Origin of the sequence: Blautia sp. AF19-13LB (assembly GCF_003479105.1) — a bacterium.
In the GTDB taxonomy this organism is placed as follows: domain Bacteria; phylum Bacillota; class Clostridia; order Lachnospirales; family Lachnospiraceae; genus Fusicatenibacter; species Fusicatenibacter saccharivorans.
In genome coordinates this window covers 122,716-145,002 of record NZ_QUGO01000002.1, presented here as the reverse complement: position 1 = coordinate 145,002, position 22,287 = coordinate 122,716, and the positions used below count along the sequence as shown (strand labels likewise).

The 22,287-nt window shown below is 50.7% G+C and carries 20 protein-coding genes; 13 read left to right on the top strand and 7 right to left on the bottom strand.

Translation table 11 applies throughout. The features are described from left to right. Window positions 1–184: 184 nt before the first annotated feature. The 4 genes from DWX32_RS02915 to DWX32_RS02900 all read left to right on the top strand — a co-directional run bounded on the left by DWX32_RS02915 (window position 185) and on the right by DWX32_RS02900 (window position 3,697). Window positions 185–856 carry a hypothetical protein gene (locus DWX32_RS02915; protein WP_118659227.1) on the top strand — a complete coding sequence of 224 codons (672 nt, stop codon included), beginning with the start codon at window positions 185–187 and terminating at the stop codon, window positions 854–856. Next, entirely contained in the window at window positions 849–1,358 is a 510-nt protein-coding gene (locus DWX32_RS02910; RefSeq protein ID WP_055227377.1) for a DUF6106 family protein, read from the top strand. The genes DWX32_RS02915 and DWX32_RS02910 overlap by 8 nt, the downstream gene beginning before the upstream one ends. 69 nt (window positions 1,359–1,427) lie before the next feature. After that, the gene (gene guaB, locus DWX32_RS02905) at window positions 1,428–2,885 is read left to right on the top strand and encodes an IMP dehydrogenase (RefSeq protein ID WP_117509520.1); all 1,458 of its coding nucleotides are present in this window, start codon (window positions 1,428–1,430) and stop codon (window positions 2,883–2,885) included. 101 nt (window positions 2,886–2,986) lie between these two features. Next, the gene (locus tag DWX32_RS02900) at window positions 2,987–3,697 is read left to right on the top strand and encodes a peptidoglycan recognition protein family protein (RefSeq protein ID WP_118659226.1); all 711 of its coding nucleotides are present in this window, start codon (window positions 2,987–2,989) and stop codon (window positions 3,695–3,697) included. A 97-nt stretch (window positions 3,698–3,794) separates the two neighbouring features. On the opposite strand, the gene DWX32_RS02895 is transcribed toward DWX32_RS02900, so the two are convergent. The 4 genes from DWX32_RS02895 to DWX32_RS02880 are packed head-to-tail and all read right to left on the bottom strand — an operon-like array spanning window position 3,795 to window position 6,845. After that, complete coding sequence (locus DWX32_RS02895) at window positions 3,795–4,319, bottom strand: VanZ family protein (RefSeq protein ID WP_118659225.1); 525 nt, start codon at window positions 4,317–4,319, stop codon at window positions 3,795–3,797. Between the two features lie 43 nt (window positions 4,320–4,362). Next, window positions 4,363–5,187, bottom strand: coding sequence for a metal ABC transporter permease (locus DWX32_RS02890; protein WP_118659224.1), 825 nt, complete (start codon window positions 5,185–5,187; stop codon window positions 4,363–4,365). Further along, window positions 5,184–5,891: a metal ABC transporter ATP-binding protein gene (locus DWX32_RS02885; RefSeq protein ID WP_117509517.1), complete on the bottom strand. Its 708-nt coding sequence runs from the start codon at window positions 5,889–5,891 to the stop codon at window positions 5,184–5,186. The genes DWX32_RS02890 and DWX32_RS02885 overlap by 4 nt, the downstream gene beginning before the upstream one ends. Next, window positions 5,892–6,845, bottom strand: coding sequence for a metal ABC transporter substrate-binding protein (locus DWX32_RS02880; RefSeq protein ID WP_242856691.1), 954 nt, complete (start codon window positions 6,843–6,845; stop codon window positions 5,892–5,894). It abuts the gene before it with no gap. Between the two features lie 13 nt (window positions 6,846–6,858). Between DWX32_RS02880 and DWX32_RS19775 the strand changes: the two genes are divergently transcribed. Further along, the gene (locus DWX32_RS19775; RefSeq protein WP_173815799.1) at window positions 6,859–7,212 is read left to right on the top strand and encodes a hypothetical protein; all 354 of its coding nucleotides are present in this window, start codon (window positions 6,859–6,861) and stop codon (window positions 7,210–7,212) included. 2 nt (window positions 7,213–7,214) lie between these two features. Here the strand turns inward: DWX32_RS19775 and DWX32_RS02870 are convergent, their stop codons facing one another. Both DWX32_RS02870 and DWX32_RS02865 read right to left on the bottom strand, forming a co-directional pair. Further along, the gene (locus DWX32_RS02870; RefSeq protein ID WP_118600775.1) at window positions 7,215–8,999 is read right to left on the bottom strand and encodes an ABC transporter ATP-binding protein; all 1,785 of its coding nucleotides are present in this window, start codon (window positions 8,997–8,999) and stop codon (window positions 7,215–7,217) included. Between the two features lie 67 nt (window positions 9,000–9,066). Then, window positions 9,067–10,830, bottom strand: coding sequence for an ABC transporter ATP-binding protein (locus DWX32_RS02865; protein WP_118600773.1), 1,764 nt, complete (start codon window positions 10,828–10,830; stop codon window positions 9,067–9,069). Between the two features lie 643 nt (window positions 10,831–11,473). On the opposite strand from DWX32_RS02865, the gene DWX32_RS02860 reads away from it, so the two are divergent. Genes DWX32_RS02860 through DWX32_RS02850 form a run of 3 tightly spaced genes read left to right on the top strand, consistent with a single transcriptional unit; the run spans window position 11,474 to window position 15,354 of the window. After that, window positions 11,474–12,313 carry a carbon-nitrogen hydrolase family protein gene (locus DWX32_RS02860; RefSeq protein ID WP_055218595.1) on the top strand — a complete coding sequence of 280 codons (840 nt, stop codon included), beginning with the start codon at window positions 11,474–11,476 and terminating at the stop codon, window positions 12,311–12,313. Between the two features lie 23 nt (window positions 12,314–12,336). Then, window positions 12,337–13,521, top strand: a complete 1,185-nt coding sequence (locus DWX32_RS02855; RefSeq protein WP_082426140.1) for an iron-containing alcohol dehydrogenase — start codon at window positions 12,337–12,339, stop codon at window positions 13,519–13,521. A 15-nt stretch (window positions 13,522–13,536) separates the two neighbouring features. Next, a complete protein-coding gene (locus DWX32_RS02850; RefSeq protein WP_022462200.1) occupies window positions 13,537–15,354 on the top strand; it encodes an N-acetylmuramoyl-L-alanine amidase in 1,818 nt (605 codons plus the stop codon). Between the two features lie 97 nt (window positions 15,355–15,451). On the opposite strand, the gene DWX32_RS02845 is transcribed toward DWX32_RS02850, so the two are convergent. Then, complete coding sequence (locus DWX32_RS02845) at window positions 15,452–16,684, bottom strand: argininosuccinate synthase (RefSeq protein WP_055218598.1); 1,233 nt, start codon at window positions 16,682–16,684, stop codon at window positions 15,452–15,454. A gap of 282 nt (window positions 16,685–16,966) precedes the next feature. Between DWX32_RS02845 and argC the strand changes: the two genes are divergently transcribed. The 5 genes from argC (at window position 16,967) to DWX32_RS02820 (ending at window position 22,188) form a co-directional block, all read left to right on the top strand. Next, the gene (gene argC / locus DWX32_RS02840; RefSeq protein WP_022462202.1) at window positions 16,967–18,007 is read left to right on the top strand and encodes an N-acetyl-gamma-glutamyl-phosphate reductase; all 1,041 of its coding nucleotides are present in this window, start codon (window positions 16,967–16,969) and stop codon (window positions 18,005–18,007) included. A gap of 52 nt (window positions 18,008–18,059) precedes the next feature. Beyond that, window positions 18,060–19,283, top strand: a complete 1,224-nt coding sequence (gene argJ, locus DWX32_RS02835; protein WP_118659223.1) for a bifunctional glutamate N-acetyltransferase/amino-acid acetyltransferase ArgJ — start codon at window positions 18,060–18,062, stop codon at window positions 19,281–19,283. 107 nt (window positions 19,284–19,390) lie between these two features. Next, window positions 19,391–20,287, top strand: a complete 897-nt coding sequence (argB, locus tag DWX32_RS02830; protein ID WP_117761227.1) for an acetylglutamate kinase — start codon at window positions 19,391–19,393, stop codon at window positions 20,285–20,287. Next, a complete protein-coding gene (locus tag DWX32_RS02825; RefSeq protein WP_117801489.1) occupies window positions 20,274–21,464 on the top strand; it encodes an aspartate aminotransferase family protein in 1,191 nt (396 codons plus the stop codon). Before argB ends, DWX32_RS02825 begins: the two co-directional genes overlap by 14 nt. Before the next feature lie 292 nt (window positions 21,465–21,756). Further along, a complete protein-coding gene (locus tag DWX32_RS02820; RefSeq protein WP_022462206.1) occupies window positions 21,757–22,188 on the top strand; it encodes a DMT family transporter in 432 nt (143 codons plus the stop codon). The last annotated feature ends 99 nt before the right edge of the window (window positions 22,189–22,287 follow it).

The window sequence follows — 22,287 nt, the reverse complement described above, 5'->3', positions numbered from 1 at the left end:
TCTTTGCCGGCCGATTTTTTAGTGGAAAGTTTTTCTTCCATTTCGAATGGCCCTGAATCGTTACAAAAAATTTCAGAAAGTTTTCATGCTTTCGCCGGGCGGCGTATATGGACGCTTCCGGCGTTTTATGCTATACTGATTTGTAGGATGTTGGGGGAAATACAACAAAGGAGAAGAAACACACATGGCAAGTCGTTATGAATCCGACATGACAAGGAAGGAGAAGATGCAGCTCGAAAAAGAGAAGCTGTCGAAAATGAATTTTAAAGAGAAACTGGCCTATATCTGGGAATACTACAAGGCTGTCATTTTCGGCATCATCGCTGTTATCTTCATCATCGGCACGATTGTGAATATCCATGAAAATGCGAAGTATTATGACCTCGTGAGCATTGCCGTAGTGGATTACGCAGGACTGCAGGATGTAAGTCCGATCGAGGAGGACCTAAAAGAAGCGCTCGGAACCGGAGATAAGTACGAAAAGGTAAGCATCGATACAAGCTACAGCTTCGGTGAAAAACTGGAAAACGCGGATTACAACACGCTGATGAAATTCACAGCCGTGATTGCCGCACAGAGCATGGATGTTCTGATCTGTTCACAGGCCGTGTACGACAACTACAGCAAAGACGATTATTTTCTGGATCTGTCCACACTGTTTGACGAAGCGACGTGTGAGAAGTACGGGATAAAGGCGGGAGATACCTGCCTCGACATTTCCAAATTGAAAAAGTACCAGGATATGGGCCTTACGTACTATGAGCCGTGTTATCTGACCGTGTTGGTCAATACAAAGAACGCGGACAATGTAGCAAAACTGATCGAATATCTTGAGGAGGATGGAGTAAATGAGTGATCTGTACACAGAAGTGCTGGTGAAAAAACAGCAGACAGGAAAAGACAAGGCGATCAAAGGAGTTCTGATCTTCTTTACCGTTCTTTTTGCAGCCGCAGGAATTATGATGAATCCGCTGATTCTGCTTCTTGCGCTGGTTCTTGGAATCGTAGACTATATTTTTATCCCGAAGCTTTCGGTAGAGTTTGAGTATCTGTACGTCAACGGCGAGCTGGACATCGACCGCATCTATTCGCAGTCAAGAAGAAAAAGAGCCGCAAGCTATGAGCTTTCCAACATGGAAATCCTGGCGCCGTACCAGTCCCATCAGCTTGATTCCTACAAAAACAACCAGAGTATCAAACGTTACAACTATTCCTCCGGCATCGAAGGACAGGGCCACAAACCGTACGCATTCGTCATCTCCAAGGACAATGCCATGCAGATGGTGATCTTCGAGCCGGACGAAGTGATGTTAAAAGATATCCGCAACCGTGCACCAAGAAAAGTATTTATGGATTGACAGCTTTTTTGTTTTATGTTAAATTAGGTGATAAATCAAAAAGACTTAAGAAGAAAGGAAGAAATGAAAATGGGTACAATTATTGGTGATGGTATTACCTTCGATGATGTGCTTCTGGTTCCGCAGTATTCTGAAGTAACCCCAAACATGGTAGATCTGACTACGCATCTGACCAAGAAGATCAAGCTGAACATCCCGATGATGAGCGCCGGCATGGATACGGTTACAGAACACCGTATGGCAATTGCCATGGCACGTCAGGGAGGAATCGGTATTATTCACAAGAATATGTCGATTGAGCAGCAGGCAGAAGAAGTAGACAAAGTAAAACGTTCTGAGAACGGTGTTATCACCGATCCGTTCTATCTGTCTCCGGAGCACACCCTGGAAGATGCCAATAATCTGATGGCAAAATTCCGTATTTCCGGTGTCCCGATTACCGAGAACGGAAAACTGGTTGGTATTATTACAAACCGTGATCTGAAGTTTGAAACTGATTTCACCAAGAAAATCAAAGAGTCCATGACCAGCGAAAACCTGATCACTGCAAAAGTAGGCGTTACGCTGGACGAGGCAAAAGCAATCCTTGCAAAATCCAGAAAAGAAAAACTTCCGATTGTCGATGACGATTTCAACCTCAAAGGTCTGATCACCATCAAAGATATCGAGAAAACCATCAAGTACCCATTGTCCGCCAAGGATGAGCAGGGACGTCTGCTCTGCGGTGCCGCAGTCGGCATCACGGCAAACGTGCTCGATCGTGTCGATGCGCTGGTAAAAGCACACGTAGACGTGATCGTCATCGACTCCGCTCACGGACATTCCGCAAATATCTTCAAAACACTTCGTCTCATCAAAGAGCATTATCCGGATCTGCAGGTAATCGCCGGAAACGTGGCAACCGCAGAGGCAACAAGAGACCTGATCGCAGCCGGAGCAGACGCTGTTAAAGTCGGTATCGGACCTGGTTCTATCTGTACGACCCGTGTCGTTGCAGGTATCGGTGTACCGCAGGTCACAGCCGTTATGGACTGCTATGAGGAAGCAAAGAAGACCGGAACTCCGATCATCGCCGACGGCGGTATCAAGTACTCCGGAGACATGACAAAGGCTATCGCAGCCGGTGCCAATGTCTGCATGATGGGAAGCATCTTCGCAGGATGCGATGAGAGCCCGGGAGATTTCGAACTGTTCCAGGGAAGAAAATACAAAGTATACCGTGGAATGGGATCCATCGCAGCCATGGAGAACGGAAGTAAAGACCGTTACTTCCAGACCGGCGCCAAGAAACTGGTTCCGGAAGGTGTGGAAGGCCGTGTGGCATACAAGGGTCTTGTAGAGGATACCGTATTCCAGCTGATCGGCGGACTTCGTTCCGGCATGGGCTACTGTGGAGCAAAAGATGTTGAGACCTTAAAGGAGACCGGAAAATTTGTGAAGATTTCCGCAGCATCCTTAAAAGAGTCCCATCCGCATGATATCCACATCACCAAAGAGGCTCCGAACTACAGCGTGGACGATAAATAAGAATAAAAAGTCGCAAAAGGCAGAAGGGGGAAAGGGCAGAAACTTTTCAGCTTCTGCCTTTTCAAATGAGGGGGCGCTTATTTGCAGCGGGGAGAGAACATATGGCACAGAAGAGACGGGGAAAAATGACAAGAAAACAGAGGCAGCGCCAGCTTCACCGCAGAATGTTTCTGACGGGAGTTCTGGTGGTGCTGATCTGCGTCGGCATTTACAGCGGCATCCGCTGTGTGGCAAAAACGGCAAGTGATATCACGGCCGTTGACTATTCCGGTTCTGATTATGAGGACAACGATATCACCGACTGGACCGGCGCTCCGCCGATTGATGTGGAGCTTCTGACGCCGAACAGCTGGTCCAGACCGCAGACGAGGCTGAAAAAGGTGGACGGCATCGTTATTCACTACACGGCAAACCCGGGAAGCACGGCGATGCAGAACCGTGATTACTTTGAAAACCTGCCTGAGACGCAGGAGGCGCAGGCCAGCAGCCATTTCGTCGTCGGCATCGAGGGAGAAGTCGTTCAGTGTATCCCGACGAGTGAATGGTCGTATGCATCGAACCAGCGTAATTTCGATACGATCTCGATTGAATGCTGCCACCCGGATGACAGCGGTGAATTTACCGATGAGACATACAATTCTGTGGTCCAGCTCGCCGGTTTCTTATGCAAGCGGTTCAATCTGACTTCGGACGATGTGATCCGTCACTATGATGTAACCGAAAAGCTCTGCCCTCTGTACTACGTGGAGCATGAGGATGCCTGGATTCAGATGAAGGCAGATATTCAGGCATATGCGGATTCACTTTCCTAAGAGCTGTTTTTAAGAAAAATGAAAAAATCCCCGTTGGGAAAATCAGTTTCAGGAGAAATGATTTTTCCAACGGGGATTTTTCTGTTATCCAATATTTTTAGTAATAGTAACGGCGTCTGCGCCGCTTTCTTTTTTTCGTATTTCCGCCGAGTGCAATCCAGCAGAACAGCCGTACAAACGTGATGCCGAAGAGAACGCCGATGCTGTCGATGCCGACGTCCTTTACCGACGGGCCGCGGTTGGCGACCATCGTCTGGTGGAACTCATCGCTCGCGGCAAAGGCGACACAGAGGATGCCGGCAAGAAATGTGAGCGCGAAGCCGCGCAGGCCGTAGACGTAGAGCGGAAGCGAAACACAGATTGCAAGCAGACAGTACTCTGTCATATGAGCCAGCTTCCGCACCGGGTACTGATACTCGTCAGCCAGTTCCTGGATCTTCTCATCATCCCATCCGCGGTCCATGACGTGGTCGATCGTGATGAAAATGCCGCGTGCCACCTTTTCACTGAGATGTGAGGATTCCGTTCCGTTCTGGGAAGAGAAGGAGAAAATCATCGACATCATCAGAATCGCCGGGATGAAGGAAAACGGTTTTAACAGTGCAATTACAATTCGATTCATAAAATACCTCCAGTAAAACAAAGCAGGTCAGATCGGAAACTTTTTATGCGGTATGCTCGCGGATTCTGGCAATCGCAGAAAAGATCAGGAATGCCAGCAGGTTCACGATTACGACCGTCGCTCCGGCAGGGGAGGACAGGAAAAACGAGAGGGACATGCCAAGAAGGAAGCATACCACGGAAAGAACCGCGGAGCAGATTACCACGCTCTGGAAGGTATGGCAGAGACGCATCGAGGTCAGTGCCGGGAAAATCAGCAGGCTGGAGATCAGAAGCGCGCCCATCATGCGCATGCCGAGGACGGTGGTGATGGCGGTTAAGAATGCCAGCAGCATGTTGTAAACCTCTGCGCGGACACCGGTTGCTTTGGCAAATGTCTCGTCGAAAGTGACGGCAAAAATACGGTTGTAATACAGGACGAACAGGATCAGCACGATGATGGAGAGCACCACGGAGAGAACAACGTCCTCATCACTCATCGCAAGGATGCTTCCGAACATGTAGTTGTTGACATCGGTGTTCATGCCGCTCGACCACGAAACCGTGATGACACCGATCGCAAGCGCAGAGCTTGAAATCAGGCCGATGGCGGCGTCGCCTTTGATCTTGCTGGATTCGTTCATGCGGAGCAGCAGAAAGGCGGCAAGCACGACGACAGGGATTGTGAAGGCAAGCGGAGCAAAACCGAGTGCCGTTGCAATTGCAAGAGAGCCGAATCCGACATGGGAGAGGCCGTCGCCGATCATGGAGTAGCGCTTTAACACGAGGCTGACGCCAAGCAGTGCGGCACACAAAGAGACGAGAATGCCGACCACAAGGGCACGCTGCATAAACGGATAAGAAAGCATTTTCAGCAGATTCGAAATCATAAGTCGGCACCTCCTAAAAACTGTTTTCCAGCCTCGGTTTTCAGATACTCGTCCGTCGGACCGAAGAAGACCTGCTTCTGGTCGAGCTGGAGAATGTGCGTTGCGTCCGGCAGAATATTGCGGATATCGTGGGAAACCATGATGATCGTAACGTTCTGCTCGCGGTTGATGCGGCGGATGAGCTGGTACATTTCGTTTGTCATGACCGGGTCAAGGCCAGTGACCGGCTCGTCGAGGAGCAGCAGTTTCTTTGTGGCGCAAAGCGCACGAGCGAGAAGCACACGCTGCTGCTGGCCGCCGGAGAGATCACGGTAGCACCGTTTCTTTAATGAAAGGAGGTCGAGAAGCTCCATATTGCGGAGCGCGTCCTCTTTGTCTGCCTTTGTGTAAAACGGCGGGAAATGCGGGTGGTTCTGCCGGCCGGACAGCACGACTTCCCAGACGCTCGCCGGGAAATCCTTTTGTGCGGCGGTCTGCTGCGGCAGATAGCCGATCTCGCTTGGATGAAGCCCGTCGCCGGTTGTGATCGAGCCGGTGGACGGATTTTTTAAGTGAAGCAGTCCCTTGATCAGAGTACTTTTTCCGGAACCGTTCTCGCCCACAATACAGAGGTAGGAGCCGGCTTCCAGGGCAAAGTTGACATCGGTCAGGACCGGGATGCCCTCGTAGGAGAAGGTGACATCACTGCAGGTAAGTAGAGCCATTTAGTTTAAAGCCTCCTTTAATGCGGAAACGTTCTGTTCCATGAGGGAGAGATACGTAGCGCCGCTTTCGAAATCATCTTTGGATACATTGTGACAGGAATGAAGCAGCAGCTTTTTCGCGCCGGTCGCCTCACAGATGGAGTCCGTCATTTGTTCATTGGACAGCTCGGTGTGGAAAACGACGGGAATCTGTTCTTCCTTGATTTTATCAATTAAAAAAGAAAGGGTTTTGGCACTTGCCTCGGATTCCGAGGAGCAGCCGGGAAACGCCGCGTAGTAGTCGAGGCCGTAGGTGTCCGCAAAGTAGCGGAACGGGAAACGGTCGCCGAAAACAATGGTATGGCGGCTTGCAATTGCGGTGACATCGGAAAATTCCTCATCGAGGGAGGCAAGCGAAGCAAGATACGAGGCGGTGTTTGCCTGGTATTCATCCGCATGCTCCGGGTCGAGGCGGCAGAGGGAATCGCAGAGTTTCTGGACAATCCGCATCGCATTTTTCGGCGAGGTCCAGACGTGCTCGTCCTGTTCGCCGTGGGATTCGTGCGCATGATCATGGGAAGATTCGTCGTGTGTATCCTCGTCCTCATGGTCGTGTACATCCTCGTGATCTGCATCTTCGTCCTCATGGTCGTGCGCATCCTCGTCTTCATGATCGTGTGCGTGGCCGTGGGTCTCCATTCCCTCGACGGTTTCCTCGGCAACGGTGTCAACGCAGTCCATCAGCGTCACTACCTCTTTGTTCGAGGTATCGACAGAATCAAGGATTGTCTCGACCCAGGCATCGGAATCGCCGCCGACGTAGACGAAGAGATCACATTCGGAAACCGTAATCATATCGCCCGGTGTCGGTTCAAACGAGTGACTTTCCGCACCCGGGGAAAGCAGCATGTGGAGATCGAGATGATCGCCGCCGATGGCGCGCAGAAAATCATACTGCGGAAAAATCGTAGCCACGGCGGAGAGTTTCGTGTTCTCCTGGGAATCCGCCGTCTCTTTTGAGGATCCCGCACAGCCCGTCAGAAGAAGGAGGGCAGGAAGGAGGAGAAGGCGTAACGTTTTTTTTGAAAAAAATGTCATGATACTCCTTTCTGAAAGAAAACACGGAGGCATTCGAAAAAGCTCCGTATCAGACTGTTTCGTGACAAATGCCGCAGGAGTGGGAAGCGGCAGACGGGAACAAATGTCCCCGAAAAAAGATCAGTTATCATCATATAGCAGGGAGGATTCATTTGTCAAGGAAAGGAAAACCAGTTATAGAAAAGAGGGAAAAAAACTGCCTTTCCCTGTAAAAAAGAAAGGCAGTTTTGAGAAAATTTCTTGATTTTAGGATACCCTGCGGAACTGTGCCTGGTAGAGCTGGTAGTACGCGCCCTGTTTTGCCATCAGTTCGTCGTGGGTTCCCTGCTCGAAAATCTTTCCGTGGTCGATCACGAAAATCCGGTCCGCATTTTTAATAGTAGAAAGACGGTGCGCAATGATGAACGAGGTACGGCCCTTCAACAGGCTTTCGATTCCCTGCTGCACCTGAATTTCTGTCTGTGTGTCGATGCTGGACGTCGCCTCGTCGAGAATCAGAATCCGCGGATCGGACACCATCGTTCTGGCAAAGGCGAGAAGCTGGCGCTGGCCGTTGGAAAGACGGGCACCGCGCTCGCTGATCTCGGTGTCGTAGCCGTCCGGCAGTTCTATGATAAAGTCATGGGCATGCACGGCCTTTGCGGCGGCAATGATTTCTTCCTCCGTGGCATCGAGCTTTCCATACGCAATGTTGTCGCGGATCGTGCCGGAGAAGAGAAAGTTGTCCTGTGTCATCACGCCCATCTGGGCACGCAGGCTGTTGATGGAGACATCCGTCAGGCTGTGGCCGTCGACGCGGACCGTTCCCGAAGTAATATTGTAGAAACGGCTGATCAGATTGACAATGGTCGTCTTTCCAGCGCCGGTCGGGCCGACGAGTGCGATCGTCTCACCGGGAGCCGCTGTAAAGCTGACATCTTTTAAAACCAGCGTGTCCGGATCATCGGAGTAGGCAAAGCTGACATGGTCGAACGTTACTTCTCCTTTGATCGGCGGCAGTTCTGTGACGCCAGGCTTGTCGGCAACCTCCGCTGGTGTGTCGAGGATCTCAAAGATTCGCTCCGCAGCGGAAAGGTTCGTGATCAGCTTGTTGTAAAAACCGGCCAGGTTCTGGATCGGATCCCAGAACATCGTCAGATACATCGCAAATGCCGTGAACGTACCGATCGGAACGGCATCCACGCCGAGCACGGAAATACCGATAAAATACAGAAGAAACGTTCCGATGCCCCAGGTCACCTCGATCACAGCGGAAAAACCATCCGCCAGGCGGACCGCATGGATGAAGGAGTTCTGATGCTCAAGAAGAAGCCGGTCAAACTCGCCCTGCGATTCCTGCTCTGCGGTAAAGCTCTTGATGATGCGGATACCGGAGAAGTCCTCGTGGATATACGCCGTAACATTGGAAGATTTTTTCCGGAACGTCTGCCATCTCTTGTGTGCGACGATCTGAATAAAATACATGCCGATAGCGATCAGCGGCAGCACGAGAATCGCACTTAAGGAGAGCCAGATGTTTTTGATCATCATGATCACCAGAATGGCGATGATCGTGAGAATGTTCGGAATCAGCTTTGTGACACCGTCGTTCAGCACATCCTTTAACGAGTTGACATCGCCGATGATGCGTGCCAGAATCTTTCCGGCCGGGCGGGTATCGAAAAAGCTGAAGCTTAAGGTCTGGATATGCGTGTAGAGCTCGTCACGGATTTCCAGAAGAATGTTGTTGGTAATACGCGCCATCAGAAGCATCCGCAGGCGGACACCGGCCGCGTAAACCAGGTTGATCACAACCATGAATACGCAGAGGGCAATAAGCCCGCGCCAGTCTTTCTGCGCAATATTGACGTCGATGGCGTACTCCAGGAGCAGCGGGTTCACAGTGGAAATCGCGATGGTAACGGCGAGAACCACGAGAACGACGGCAACCTGGCGTTTATAATTTTTTAAGTAGGAGAAGAGGCGGCGGATGGTCGCGCTCTTTAAGACCTCTTTCTGCTCTTCATCTACTTTACTGGAATTGATAGCCATAATCGTATTGTTCCTCTCTTAACGGGTAAGTAAATACAGAAGTTGTCGGGTAACAGATTAAATTGAATTAAGCATTGGCAGGAAGTGCCTGCTCGAGGGCTGCCTTTGCTTTATGGTAATCACCGTACTGAGCCTCCCAGGTGGAGTAGTACAGGCCTTTCTGTGCCATCAGACTCTCATGCGTGCCGCGCTCGGCGATGCGTCCGTGATCGAGATACAGGATCTCATCGGCACTCTGCACCGAAGAAATGCGGTGGGCAATGATGATCTTGGAAACATCTTTTTTCTCGGCGAGATGGCTCTGGATTTCGTATTCGGTCTCCATATCGAGCGCCGAGGTGGAATCATCCAGTACAAGGATCGGAGCCTGTTTTGCCAGGGCGCGTGCGATGGAAAGACGCTGCTTCTGACCGCCGGAAAGTCCCATGCCGCGTTCGCCGATGACGGTTTCGTACTGATCCGAAAGATGGTCGACGAACTCGGAAGCACATGCAGCGGAGACAGCGTTATGTACCTCCTCGGATTTCATCGTGCTGCGGCTGCCGAGGCGGACATTCTCAGAAATGGTATCTGAGAACAGGAAGACGTCCTGCATGACGACGGAAGAAGTATCGCGCACGGTGCGCAGCGGCAGGGTGCGGATATCGTGGCCGTCGAGACAGATGTAACCGTTGGTGACATCGTAAAAACGCTCGAGCAGATTGACGATGGTTGTTTTTCCGGAACCCGTCATACCCATGATGCCGAGTGTGTGGCCCTGCTTTAAGGTAAAGTCGATATCCTGCAGAATCGGTGTGTCATGCAGGGAGAAATCGACGTGATGGAATTCCAGGTCACCCGGAAGTTTTGAAAGCTCCACCGGATTTTCCGGTTCTGCGATCTGCGGCTCCTCTGCGAGAATTTTGTTCAGCTTCTTGTTGGAAGCAATCGCAGAAGCGAAGCAGTTGCCGAGCCAGCCGACGTTTTCGATCGGCCAGGTGATCTTGGAGGTGTACTCCATAAAGGCCGTTAAAACACCGAGCGTAATGCGTCCGTGGATGACACCGTAGCCGCCCGCGAGAAGGACGAGCACGCGCATCAGCTTCGTAAGAAACGAGATGGCGGGATCGTATTTCATCAGGACGCGCGCCTGATCCATGTTGAGATCGCAGTATTTCTGATTGTGTTTCCGGAATTTTTTGATCTCATACGGTTCCCGTGCAAAGGATTTGACGGTGCGGACACCGGCGAGATTTTCCTGTGCAACGGTATTCATGACGGCGTTTTCCTCGCTGATCGCATCGTAGACACGGTCGAGTTCTTTTTCGAGGCGGATTGCGATGCCTGCGACGAAAGGAAGGATCGCCACGGAGACGAGTGTCAGCGGCAGATCCAGTTTGACCATACTGACCATTGCCATCATGATACAGATCAGGCCTTCTAAGATCAGCATGCCGGCAAAGCCGAGGATATCCCAGATCCGGTCGACGTCATCGCGCACGCGGGCGAGGAGTTCGCCGGTATTGTTTTTGTCAAAGTATTCCACCGAAAGCCGCTGGACGTGGCGGAACAGGTTGTCCCTCATCTGGCTGGCGACGCGGACGCTGCTGACATCGAATAAAAATTCTTTGATGTACTGAAACAGGGCTTTTGCGGCACCGATCAGAAGAAAGGCGGCAAGGTATTTCCAGAGCAGTTCCATTTTGTGACTGACCAGCACGTCATCCACGATGTGCAGCGTGACAAGCGGCGCGAGCATATCGAGAAAGACACTTAAGGCCATGGAACCAAAAGCGAAAACGTAGTAGTACCAGTTCTGGAGCAGGTACTTACCGATTGGATTTTTCTTCATGAATGTTAAAACCTCCTCATTGATGTCGTTTGGGTGTCTGGCAGAACATGGGCTTTCAAAAGCTCCGTAAGTGTGGGAACGGAACAACGGGAAACGAAAGCGAAGGCTGCGTTTGTATATAAAAGAAGGGAATCGATGCGGTAAGAAGACCGCGGAATCTGCCTGCCGGAAACGGAGCGAAGCCGGAAAGAACGGTTTCGTACTGTTTATAGCAATAAAAAAAGCCGCAGTATCGACGTACCGCGCCTTCTGTGCGAAATAGCAGGCATAAAGAATGCATAGAGATTTGTTATGCAGAGTTAATGCTTACAAAGAATTTCGAAAGAAGGGCAGCCACCTGGTTTGATCGCCATACGAAGTTTATTCTGTTTTACGCTGGATGCATAAATAAGATTGATCATAAGTGGTGTTCTCCTTTCATGATTTTTTCTGCCGCATCTGATCGAACACGACAGCTTATGGTTCTAAGCTACTCCTGTTTTCCGGATTTGTCAATTGTTATTTTCAAAAATTAAAAAATAAAAGCTGCAAAAGGTATGAAAATTGCGAATTTGGGTAGCTGTTTTGGGGAATATGCGATATAATAAACGAGAGTATAAGCGGAAAAATCACAAGATAACATGTGAAACGAGGGGACAAAAAGATGGAAAAAATAATTGCAGGCCTGGTGCAGATGGATTCTGGGCCGGATATGAATGAAAATATGCGTATGGCCGAGCAGTATGTGCGGGAGGCGGCGGAACAGGGAGCGAAGCTGATTCTTTTCCCGGAGACCGCAGAATACACGGGAGCAGACATGCCGGGGCACGCAAGTGCAGTGCCGGGCTACGTCAGCCGCCGGTTTTCCAGCCTTGCCAAACGGTACGGTGTCTATCTGCACTGCGGCAGCATGACGGTACGGCGCCATCCGGGGCGTCCGTCCAACACGTCGTTTCTGTTCGGACCAGATGGAGAAACGATTGCAGAATACAGCAAAATACATATGTTTGATGTAAATATTCCGGGCAGTGTCTCCTACGAAGAATCACACGAGATCTGTCCGGGAAATGAAATTGTTCTTGCGGACACGGCGCTTGGCCTGTTCGGCATGAGCATCTGCTACGATATCCGCTTTCCGGAACAGTACCGGCTGATGGCATCCTCCGGAGCAGATGCATTTCTGATAGCGGCGGATTTTACGAAAGCAACGGGAGAGCGCCACTGGGAAGCACTGCTGCGCACGCGCGCCATTGAAAACGGATGCTACGTGCTCGCCGCCAACCAGTGCGGCCAGAAAGCGCGGTTTGAGGCGTACGGCCATTCCATGATCATTGCGCCGGACGGCGAAATTCTTGCGGAGGCAGATGATACCCCGCAGGTACTCATCGCAGAGCTGGATCCGGAAGTGCTGGAGCGGACAAGAAATGAAATCCCGTCTCTGGAAAACAGGAGAGACGATCTTTACCGTGTAAGCTCGGGAAACGTACGGATTTATGAAGAATAAAAATGCAGGGAGGAAATAAGAAGATGGATCAGTTTATACAGTATACCCCGACGGAAGTCGTGTTCGGAAAAGAGACCGAAAACCAGGCAGGCGCTGAGGTAAAGAAATGGGGCGGCACAAAGGTGCTCGTCGTTTACGGAGGCGGAAGTGCAAAACGGAGCGGTCTTCTGGACCGAGTGGAAGCATCTCTTGCAAAAGAGGGCCTTGCCTTTGAAGAGCTTGGCGGCGTAAAACCAAACCCGAGACTTGCCCTTGCCGAGGAGGGTGTGAAAAAAGCAGTGGAAATGCAGGCAGACTTTATTCTTGCCGTCGGCGGCGGAAGCTCGATTGACACCGCAAAAGCCGTTGCGCATGGAGCTGCAAATCCGGCGGAGGCACTCTGGGATATCTGGACGAAAAAAGTACCGCTGACAAAATCTCTCCCGGTAGGAGCGGTTCTGACGATACCGGCAGCCGGAAGCGAGATGAGCGATTCAGCCGTTCTGACAAACGAGGCAATCGGCAAAAAGGCCGGCATCAACACGCCGTTCAACCGCTGCAAATTTGCCATCATGAACCCGGAGCTGGCAGCAACCCTGCCGAAATACCAGATTGCCTGCGGCGTAACCGACATCATGATGCACACGATGGAGCGCTATTTCATTCCGGAGAGCCAGTGCGAGATGACGGACGAGATCGCAGAGGGACTCCTCCGTACCGTAATCAAAAACGGACCGAAGGTTCTGGAAAACCCATCCGATTACAATGCGATGGCGGAAATCATGTGGTGCGGAAGCCTGTCACACAATGGACTGACGGAGTGCGGACGCGGCAAAGATTTTTCGGTACATAAATTCGGCCATGCGTTAAGTGCAAAATACGATGTAGCACACGGCGCATCCCTGGCGGCAGTCTGGGGTGCCTGGGCGAAATACCAGTACGATGAGGAGACGGTTCTCTGGCGGTTTGCACGGTTTGCAGAAAAAGTCTGGGGCATCACAGAGGGAAGCGATCACAAACGGGCAACGGAAGGCATTGAGCGCACAGTAGCGTTCTTCCATTCGCTCGGCATGCCGACCTCCCTGCATGAGCTTGATATCCCGAACCCGTCGGATGAGGATCTGCGTGCCCTTTCCATGGATGCAACACAGCAGGACACTGTAAAACTGTCCCGCATCCGCAAGCTGGGCGCACAGGAAGTATATGAGATTTACCAGATGGCGCGATAAAAGGAGGAAAACCAGATGGCAAAAAAGAAAATCGCAGCACTGCTGATCGCAGCGGCCGTTGCGGCGGGAGGCTGGGCGCTTCCGGCAAGGGTAAGCGCAGCAGAAAATGACGGCACGGCCGTAACCTGGCAGCAGGATGAGACGGAAAGTTCCGAGCAGAATTCGGATGAGGAAGCGGCAGCGCAGGAGCAGAGCGGTACTTCGGAAAACGAGACGCCGGCTGTTACGATTCCAGGTGAGGACAACGAACAGGAGCCGGAAGAGAAACTTCCTGCCGGCTGGGTGAAACAGGAGGACGGAAGCTGGAAATACAGAAAAGAGGACGGCACGATGGCCGCCAGCGAGTGGATCACCCATCTGAACCGGAGATATTATCTGAATGCAGACGAAATCATGTGCACGGGTCTTTCGATGGTCAACGGAAAGCTCTATTATTTTGAGAGCTGGGGCGGAGCCGGATTCCAGGGCTGGAAAAAAGTCGGCGGGGCATGGTACTATCTGAACGAGGACGGAAGCGTCAAAACGAATGAATGGTTCGTTCACGACAAGAGAACATACCATGTAGATGAAAACGGTGTGATGAGCACCGGACTGCAGAAGATTGACGGAACGCTCTACTACTTCGAGAGCTGGGGCGGAGCCGGATTCCAGGGCTGGAAAAAAGTCGGCGGAACATGGTACTATCTGAATGAGGACGGAAGCCTCAGAACGAATCAGTGGTTTGTGCATGATAAAAGAACGTACCATGTAGACGCAGACGGTGTGATGAGTACCGGCTGGCAGACGATTGACGGCGTTGATTATTACTTTGAAAGCTGGGGCGGCATGCGCGTGAACGCCTGGGCGGCCAAGGGCAGTGACTGGTATTACATGGACAGCAACGGAACCCCAAAAGGGGAAGGCTGGCTGCTGTATGACAAGAACTGGTATTATCTGAGGCAGGACGGCAAAATGATGCACAGTGAATGGCTGTGGTATGATAATAACTGGTATTACCTGCAGAGCTGGGGCGGCATGTATAAGAGCCAATGGGTAACGATCAAAGGCGCAACGTATTACTTCCGGAGCTGGGGCGGTATTTACAAGAACGGCTGGCAGGAAGTGGACGGAAAAACGTATTACTTCCGAAGCTGGGGCGGCATCTATAAGGATACCTACATCGACGGCTATTACGTTGATAAAAACGGTGTCCGCCGGAACAGCAAAAATATCTGCGTGGCAATCGACGCAGGACACCAGAGAAGAGGAAACAGCGAGAAAGAGCCGATCGGACCGGGATCATCGACCTATAAGGCGAAGGTTGCTTCCGGAACATGCGGTGTGGCAACCGGCATCAATGAGTATGAGCTGAACCTTGCGGTATCTTTAAAGGTACGCGATATCCTTGAGGAGCGCGGCTACGATGTTTACATGATCCGCGAGACGCACGACGTCAATATCAGCAACTCCGAGCGTGCAAAACTTGCCGTGCAGAACGGAGCAGACATTCTCGTGCGTGTACACGCGAACGGAGATTCGAACCAGTCGGTTTACGGAGCACTCACGATGGCACCGAGCAGCAGAAATACGTATCTTTCCGGTGATGTGGTCAGCAAGAGCCAGAAGCTCTCCCAGAAGATGATCGCAGCATTCTGCAAAGACACCGGTGCGAAGAACCGCGATGTGATTTACACCGATTCCATGAGCGGCATCAACTGGAGTACCATTCCGGTCACGATCATTGAGCTTGGCTTCATGAGCAATCCTTCCGAGGACCGTTTGATGGCAACCGAGGATTACCGAAACAAGATGGCACAGGGAATTGCGGACGGAATCGACGCATATTACGAATAAACAAAGGGACCTGCCTGAAATGGGCGGGTCCTTTTTGTATGCAAAAAAAGAAAGCGGAGCGAGTCCGCTTTCTTTTGGGAATCCATAGGATCAGATCTTATTTGTTGTTGTTTTTCTCCAGCTCCTGCATTTTCATCGCACGAACCTTCAGCGGCAGACCGAACAGTGTGATGAATCCGTCTGCATCGTGGTGATCGTAGAGATCGCCGGTGGTGAAGGAAGCAAGAGACTCATTGTACAGGCTGTACGGAGAAGACTCGCCGGCTTTGATGATGTTGCCTTTGAACAGTTTGAATTTTACTTCGCCTGTTACATATTTCTGGGTTACATCAACGAATGCCTGGATTGCCTCGCGCAGAGGAGTGTACCATTTTCCTTCGTAAACAACCTCAGCAAGCAGGTTTCCGAGATCTTTCTTTGTTTTCAGGGTCTCACGGTCGAGAATCAGCTCCTCTAACTGCTCATGTGCAGCCATCAGGATGGTTCCGCCAGGAGTCTCATAAACACCGCGGGATTTCATGCCGACAACACGGTTCTCAACGATATCAACAATACCGATGCCGTGTTTTCCGCCCAGCTTGTTCAGCTCGGTGATGATTTCAGAAACTTTCATTTCTTTTCCGTTTAAGGTCTTCGGAACGCCGGCCTCAAAGGTCATGGTTACGTACTCGCCTTCGTCCGGAGCTTTTTCCGGAGGAGTGGTCAGTACGAGAAGATCGTCGTAGTTCGGCTCGTTGGACGGATCCTCAAGCTCAAGTCCCTCATGGCTGATGTGCCACAGGTTACGATCACGGCTGTAGCTGTGGTTTGCATCAAACGGAAGGTCGATGCCGTGTGCTTTACAGTAAGCCAGCTCGTCTTCACGGGACTGCATGGTCCATACATCGGTCATTCTCCAAGGAGCGATTACTTTGATATCCGGAGCAAGGGCTTTGATGCCGAGCTCGAAACGGATCTGGTCATTTCCTTTACCGGTAGCGCCGTGGCAGATGGCAACAGCACCTTCTTTTCTTGCGATCTCAACGAGTTTCTTTGCGATAACCGGACGTGCCATGGAAGTACCGAGCAGGTATTTGTTCTCATAAACAGCGCCTGCTTTTACGCACGGCATGATGAAGTCTTCACTGAACTCGTCGATAACGTTTTCGATATATAATTTGGAAGCGCCGGAAAGTTTTGCTCTCTCATCGAGGCCAACCAGCTCGTTTCCCTGGCCGCAGTCGATGCAGCAGCAGATTACTTCGTAGTCAAAGGTCTCTTTCAGCCACGGAATAATGGCAGTAGTATCAAGTCCGCCGGAATAGGCAAGTACAACTTTTTCTTTCATAATGTAAGATCCTCCTTGGATTTCTCGTGCACCTATATGCGCGGTGCATCGTCAATGACTAAAATATACATCATACGACAGGATTATGCAAGCTTTTTTTCAGAAATTCAAAAAAAACTTGCATAATATACATTTGAGGTGTATACTTATGCAATCGACGGTATATGACAGCAGAAAACAAAGATTTTTCATTGAAAAAAGAAAATAATTGAGCTATCATAAAGAGAAAAGAAAAAATGTCCGGCAAGACAAGAAAACGGGCGAAAGAAAAAAGGAGAAAAAGGTATGATCAGAGCAGGAATTATCGGTTCTACAGGATATGCAGGAGGCGAGCTGGTGCGTATTCTCCTGGGACACAAAGATGTGGAGATTAAATGGTATGGTTCCAGAAGCTATATCGATAAGAAATATGCGTCGGTTTACCAGAATATGTTTCAGTTAGTAGACGATGTCTGCAAGGACGACAACATGGAGCAGCTTGCAAAGGAAGTAGACGTCATTTTTACAGCAACTCCGCAGGGACTCTGTGCTTCCCTGGTAAATGATGAAATTCTTTCGAAAGTAAAGGTCATCGACCTGAGCGCCGATTTCCGTATTAAAGATGTAAAAACGTATGAAGAGTGGTACAAGATCGAGCATAAATCCCCGCAGTATATCGACGAGGCGGTTTACGGACTGTGCGAGATCAACCGTGAGAAAGTAAAACAGGCGCGCATCGTGGCAAACCCGGGATGCTATCCGACCTGCTCAACTCTTTCGATTTATCCTTTATTAAAGGAAGATCTCATTGATGGCAACACCATCATCATCGATGCAAAATCCGGAACTTCCGGAGCAGGAAGAGGAGCGAAAGTGGACAACCTCTACTGCGAGGTTAATGAAAACATCAAGGCATACGGCGTTGCCGGCCACCGCCACACACCGGAGATCGAGGAGCAGCTTTCCTATGCAGCTGGCTACCCGATCACCCTGAACTTCACCCCGCATCTTGTTCCGATGAACCGCGGCATTCTCGTAACGGCATATGCATCCCTGAAAAAAGATGTGACTTACGAAGAGGTTAAAGCCGTTTATGATAAGTATTATGCCAACGAGCAGTTTGTACGTGTTCTCGATAAGGATGTCTGCCCGCAGACGAAATGGGTCGAGGGAAGCAACTATGTGGATGTCAACTTCAAGATTGATCCGAGAACGAAACGAATCATCATGATGGGTGCGATGGACAACCTGGTCAAAGGCGCAGCAGGACAGGCGGTACAGAATATGAACCTGATGTTCGGCCTGCCGGAAAACGAAGGCCTGTGCATGCCGCCGATGTTCCCGTAAAAAAGACAGAAGCAGACAACAGACGGAATTTACGAAAAGTGAGGATAAAAGAATGAAAAAGATTGAAGGAGGCATCACTGCTGCAAAAGGTTTTCAGGCAGCAGGCGGCGCAGCAGGAATTAAAAAACAGGGCGTAAAGGATATGGCACTTGTCTACAGCGAGGTACCGTGCGTAGCAGCAGGAACCTTTACTACAAACATCGTAAAAGCAGCTCCGGTCAAATGGGACCAGGAGATTGTATACAACCATCCAACCGCACAGGCAATCGTCTGCAACAGCGGAATCGCCAATGCATGCACCGGCGAGGAGGGCTATGGCTACTGCAGAAAAACCGCAGAGGCAGCATCGGCTGCACTTTCCATTCCAGAGGACTCCGTTCTCGTTGCATCGACCGGTGTTATCGGAAAACAGATTCCGATCGATAAGATCGCAGCCGGCGTGGAAATGCTGAAACCGCAGCTTGCAGCTACAAGAGAAGCCGCAGCTACAGCAGCACAGGCGATCATGACAACCGACACCGAGCCGAAGGAAGTTGCTGTTCAGATCGAAATCGGCGGAAAAACCGTAACGATCGGCAGCATGTGCAAGGGCTCCGGCATGATCCATCCGAATATGTGCACCATGCTGAGCTTTGTGGCAACCGATGCCAATATTTCGAAAGAGATGCTGCAGAAAGCACTGAGCGAAGTCGTACCGGACACCTACAACATGGTTTCCGTAGACGGTGATACTTCCACAAACGATACCGTTCTCCTTCTGGCAAACGGTCTTGCCGGAAACCCGGAAATTACGGAAGAAAACGAGGATTACAAGATTTTCAAAGAAGCACTCTTTGAAGTCAATAAAACACAGGCGATGCACATCGCAGGCGACGGCGAGGGCGCAACCGCACTGTTCGAAGTGACGATTCAGGGAGCCGAGAGCAAAGAGCAGGCCGTGACACTGGCAAAATCCGTCATCACATCGAGTCTGACGAAAGCGGCAATCTTCGGCCATGACGCCAACTGGGGAAGAATCCTCTGCGCGATGGGTTACTCCGGAGCAAAATTCGATCCGGAAAATGTAGATCTCTACTTTGAGAGCGCAGCCGGAAAACTGCAGATTATCACGAAAGGTGTTGCCGTTGACTACAGCGAGGAGGAGGCAACGAAGATCCTCTCCGAGCCGAAAGTAACTGCGACCGCCGACATCCACATGGGAGAGGCGGCAGCAACGGCATGGGGCTGCGACCTGACCTATGACTATGTAAAAATTAATGCGGATTACCGTTCTTAAAAAACATTCGGATGAAATTCTGAGGGAATACAACGAAAACGTGCCGGGAAATCGTGTTTCCGGTACAGCAGAACCAGGAATCAAAAGAGGAGAGCGAGGAAAAAATCATGGTAAATCAGATGTATCTGGACAAAGCAAATGTGCTGATCGAGGCACTTCCTTATATTCAGCGGTTCAACCGCAAAATCATTGTCATCAAATACGGCGGAAGCGCGATGGTGGATGAAGAGCTGAAGAGAAACGTCATTCAGGACGTTGTTCTTCTGAAGCTGGTTGGATTCAAACCAATCATCGTACACGGCGGCGGAAAGGAAATCAGCCGCTGGGTCGGAAAGGTCGGCATGGAACCGAAGTTTGTCAACGGCCTTCGTGTAACGGATGCGGATACGATGGAAGTGGCAGAGATGGTGCTGAATAAGGTCAACAAAGAGCTTGTCACCATGATTCAGTCGCTCGGTGTCAACGCAGTCGGCATCAGCGGAAAAGACGGCGGTCTCTTAAACGTAGAGAAAAAGCTGTCCAAGGGAGAGGACATCGGCTTCGTTGGAAATATCAAAAATGTAAATCCGAAGGTGCTGTACGATCTTCTGGACAACGACTTCCTGCCGGTTGTCTGCCCGGTTGGCATGGACGATGATTTCAACACCTACAACATTAACGCAGACGACGCAGCCTGCGCGATCGCAGAGGCGTTAAATGCAGAAAAACTGGCATTCCTGACCGATATCGAGGGTGTATACAAAGATCCGAAGGACCCGGAGAGCCTGATTTCCGAGCTCCACGTACAGGAAGCAAGAGATCTCATCACCAACGGAAATGTCGGTGGCGGTATGATTCCAAAGCTCCAGGGCTGTATCGACGCGATTGAGAACGGTGTTTCAAGAGTCCACATCATGGACGGAAGAATCCAGCACTGCCTGCTGCTTGAGATCTTTACGAACAAAGGAATTGGTACGGCGATTTTAGGGGAAAACAAGGAGAAATTCAATCATGAAGACAAATGAGTATATGGAACAGACCGAGCAGTACGTGCTCCACACCTATAACCGGTTCCCGCTCGTGATCGACCACGGCGAGGGCGTTCATCTGTATGACACCGACGGAAAAGCATATCTGGACTTTGCAGCAGGTATCGCGGTATATGCGCTCGGCTACAGCAATGACGATTATAAAAAAGCAGTGAAAGACCAGGTGGACAAAGTCATCCATGTTTCCAACCTGTTCTACAATGTGCCGATGGGCTCCGCGGCAGAAAAGCTGGCGAAGGCATCCGGCATGGATAAAGTATTCTTTACGAACAGCGGTACGGAGTCGATCGAGGGAGCCATCAAAGTAGCGAGAAAATACGCTTACTTAAAAGACGGCAGCAACGATCACGAGATCATCGCGATGAACCATTCTTTCCATGGAAGAAGCCTTGGAGCGCTTTCTGTAACAGGAAATACGCATTATCAGGATCCGTTCAAACCGCTGATCGGCGGCATTAAATTTGCGGATTTTAATGATCTGGAGAGCGTAAAGGCACAGATTACCGACAAGACATGTGCGATCATCATGGAGACTGTACAGGGCGAGGGCGGTATCTATCCGGCAACGAAAGAATTTTTACAGGGCGTGCGCGATCTGTGTGACGAGCACGACATTCTGCTGATCCTCGATGAGATCCAGTGCGGCATGGGAAGAACAGGAAAGCTGTTCGCATGGCAGGATTACGGCGTACAGCCGGATGTCATGACGTGTGCAAAAGCACTTGGCTGCGGCGTTCCGGTCGGCGCCTTCGTGCTGAATAAAAAGACGGCAGAGCATTCGCTCATTCCGGGAGACCACGGAACGACATACGGCGGAAACCCGCTGGCCTGCGCGGCTGTCAATGCTGTATTTGAATGCTATGAGAAACAGCATGTCGTAGAGCATGTAGCAGAGACGGCTCCGTATCTGGAGAAAAAGCTGGACGAGCTGGTGGAAAAATATGACTGCCTCGCAGCACGCCGTGGAAAAGGCTTTATGCAGGGCCTTGTCGTAACGGGACGTCCGGTCGGAGAAGTCATCAACCGCGCGATTGAGAACGGACTTCTTGTGATTTCCGCCGGAAGCGACGTTCTTCGTATGGTACCGCCGCTTGTGATTACGAAAGATGACATCGATGAGATGATTGAAAAACTGGAGAAAGCATTACAGTAATGTGAAATAGACAGCCGTCTGGTTTCCTAGGCAGGAGACCGGTCGGCTGTTTTCCTGCTGTCCCTGAGTTCTGTATAAAAACGGGGAAAAAAGGAATAGTATAAAATGTACTCTCGGAGCCTTTCTGCACTTGCTTTTACGGCCGATTTTCCGCCAGCTGCACCCAAATTTCATCAACGTACGCACCGCGTACGCCTCAGAAATTTGGGCACAACTGACAAAAAATCTTCTCGTAAAATCAAGCGCAGAAAGACTCCGAGAGTACATAAAAAAACAGCAGGAGGAAAAATCAATGGCGGGAATTTTAACAGCGCTGCTCTCCGGAGCGCTGATGAGTATTCAGGGTGTATTCAACACGGAGGTGACGAAACAGACGAGTACATGGCTGGCGGCCGGCTGGGTGCAGATCAGTGCGTTTGTCGTCTGTCTTGCGGCATGGTGCATTACCGGGAGGGAGCCGATCGGGGATCTGTTCCGCGTAAAGCCGTGGTATCTGCTGCTCGGCGGTGCAATTGGCGCGTTTATCACGATCACGGTTATCTGGAGTATGGCAGGGCTCGGCCCGGCGAAGGCGGCGATGCTGATCGTCATTTCCCAGCTCGCAGCGGCGTGGCTGATTGAACTGTTCGGCCTTTTCGGTATGGAAAAAACGGATTTCACCGTGCGCAAGCTGCTCGGCATGGCAGTGGCAGTTGTGGGAATTGTAGTGTTTCAGTGGGAATAACGATTAAGATTTCTACTTGTATTTTTATGGTTTCTTCGATACAATAGAAACGTAGTTATGCGTACACAAGGGACCCTTGCGCGTCAGATGCGAAGCGGA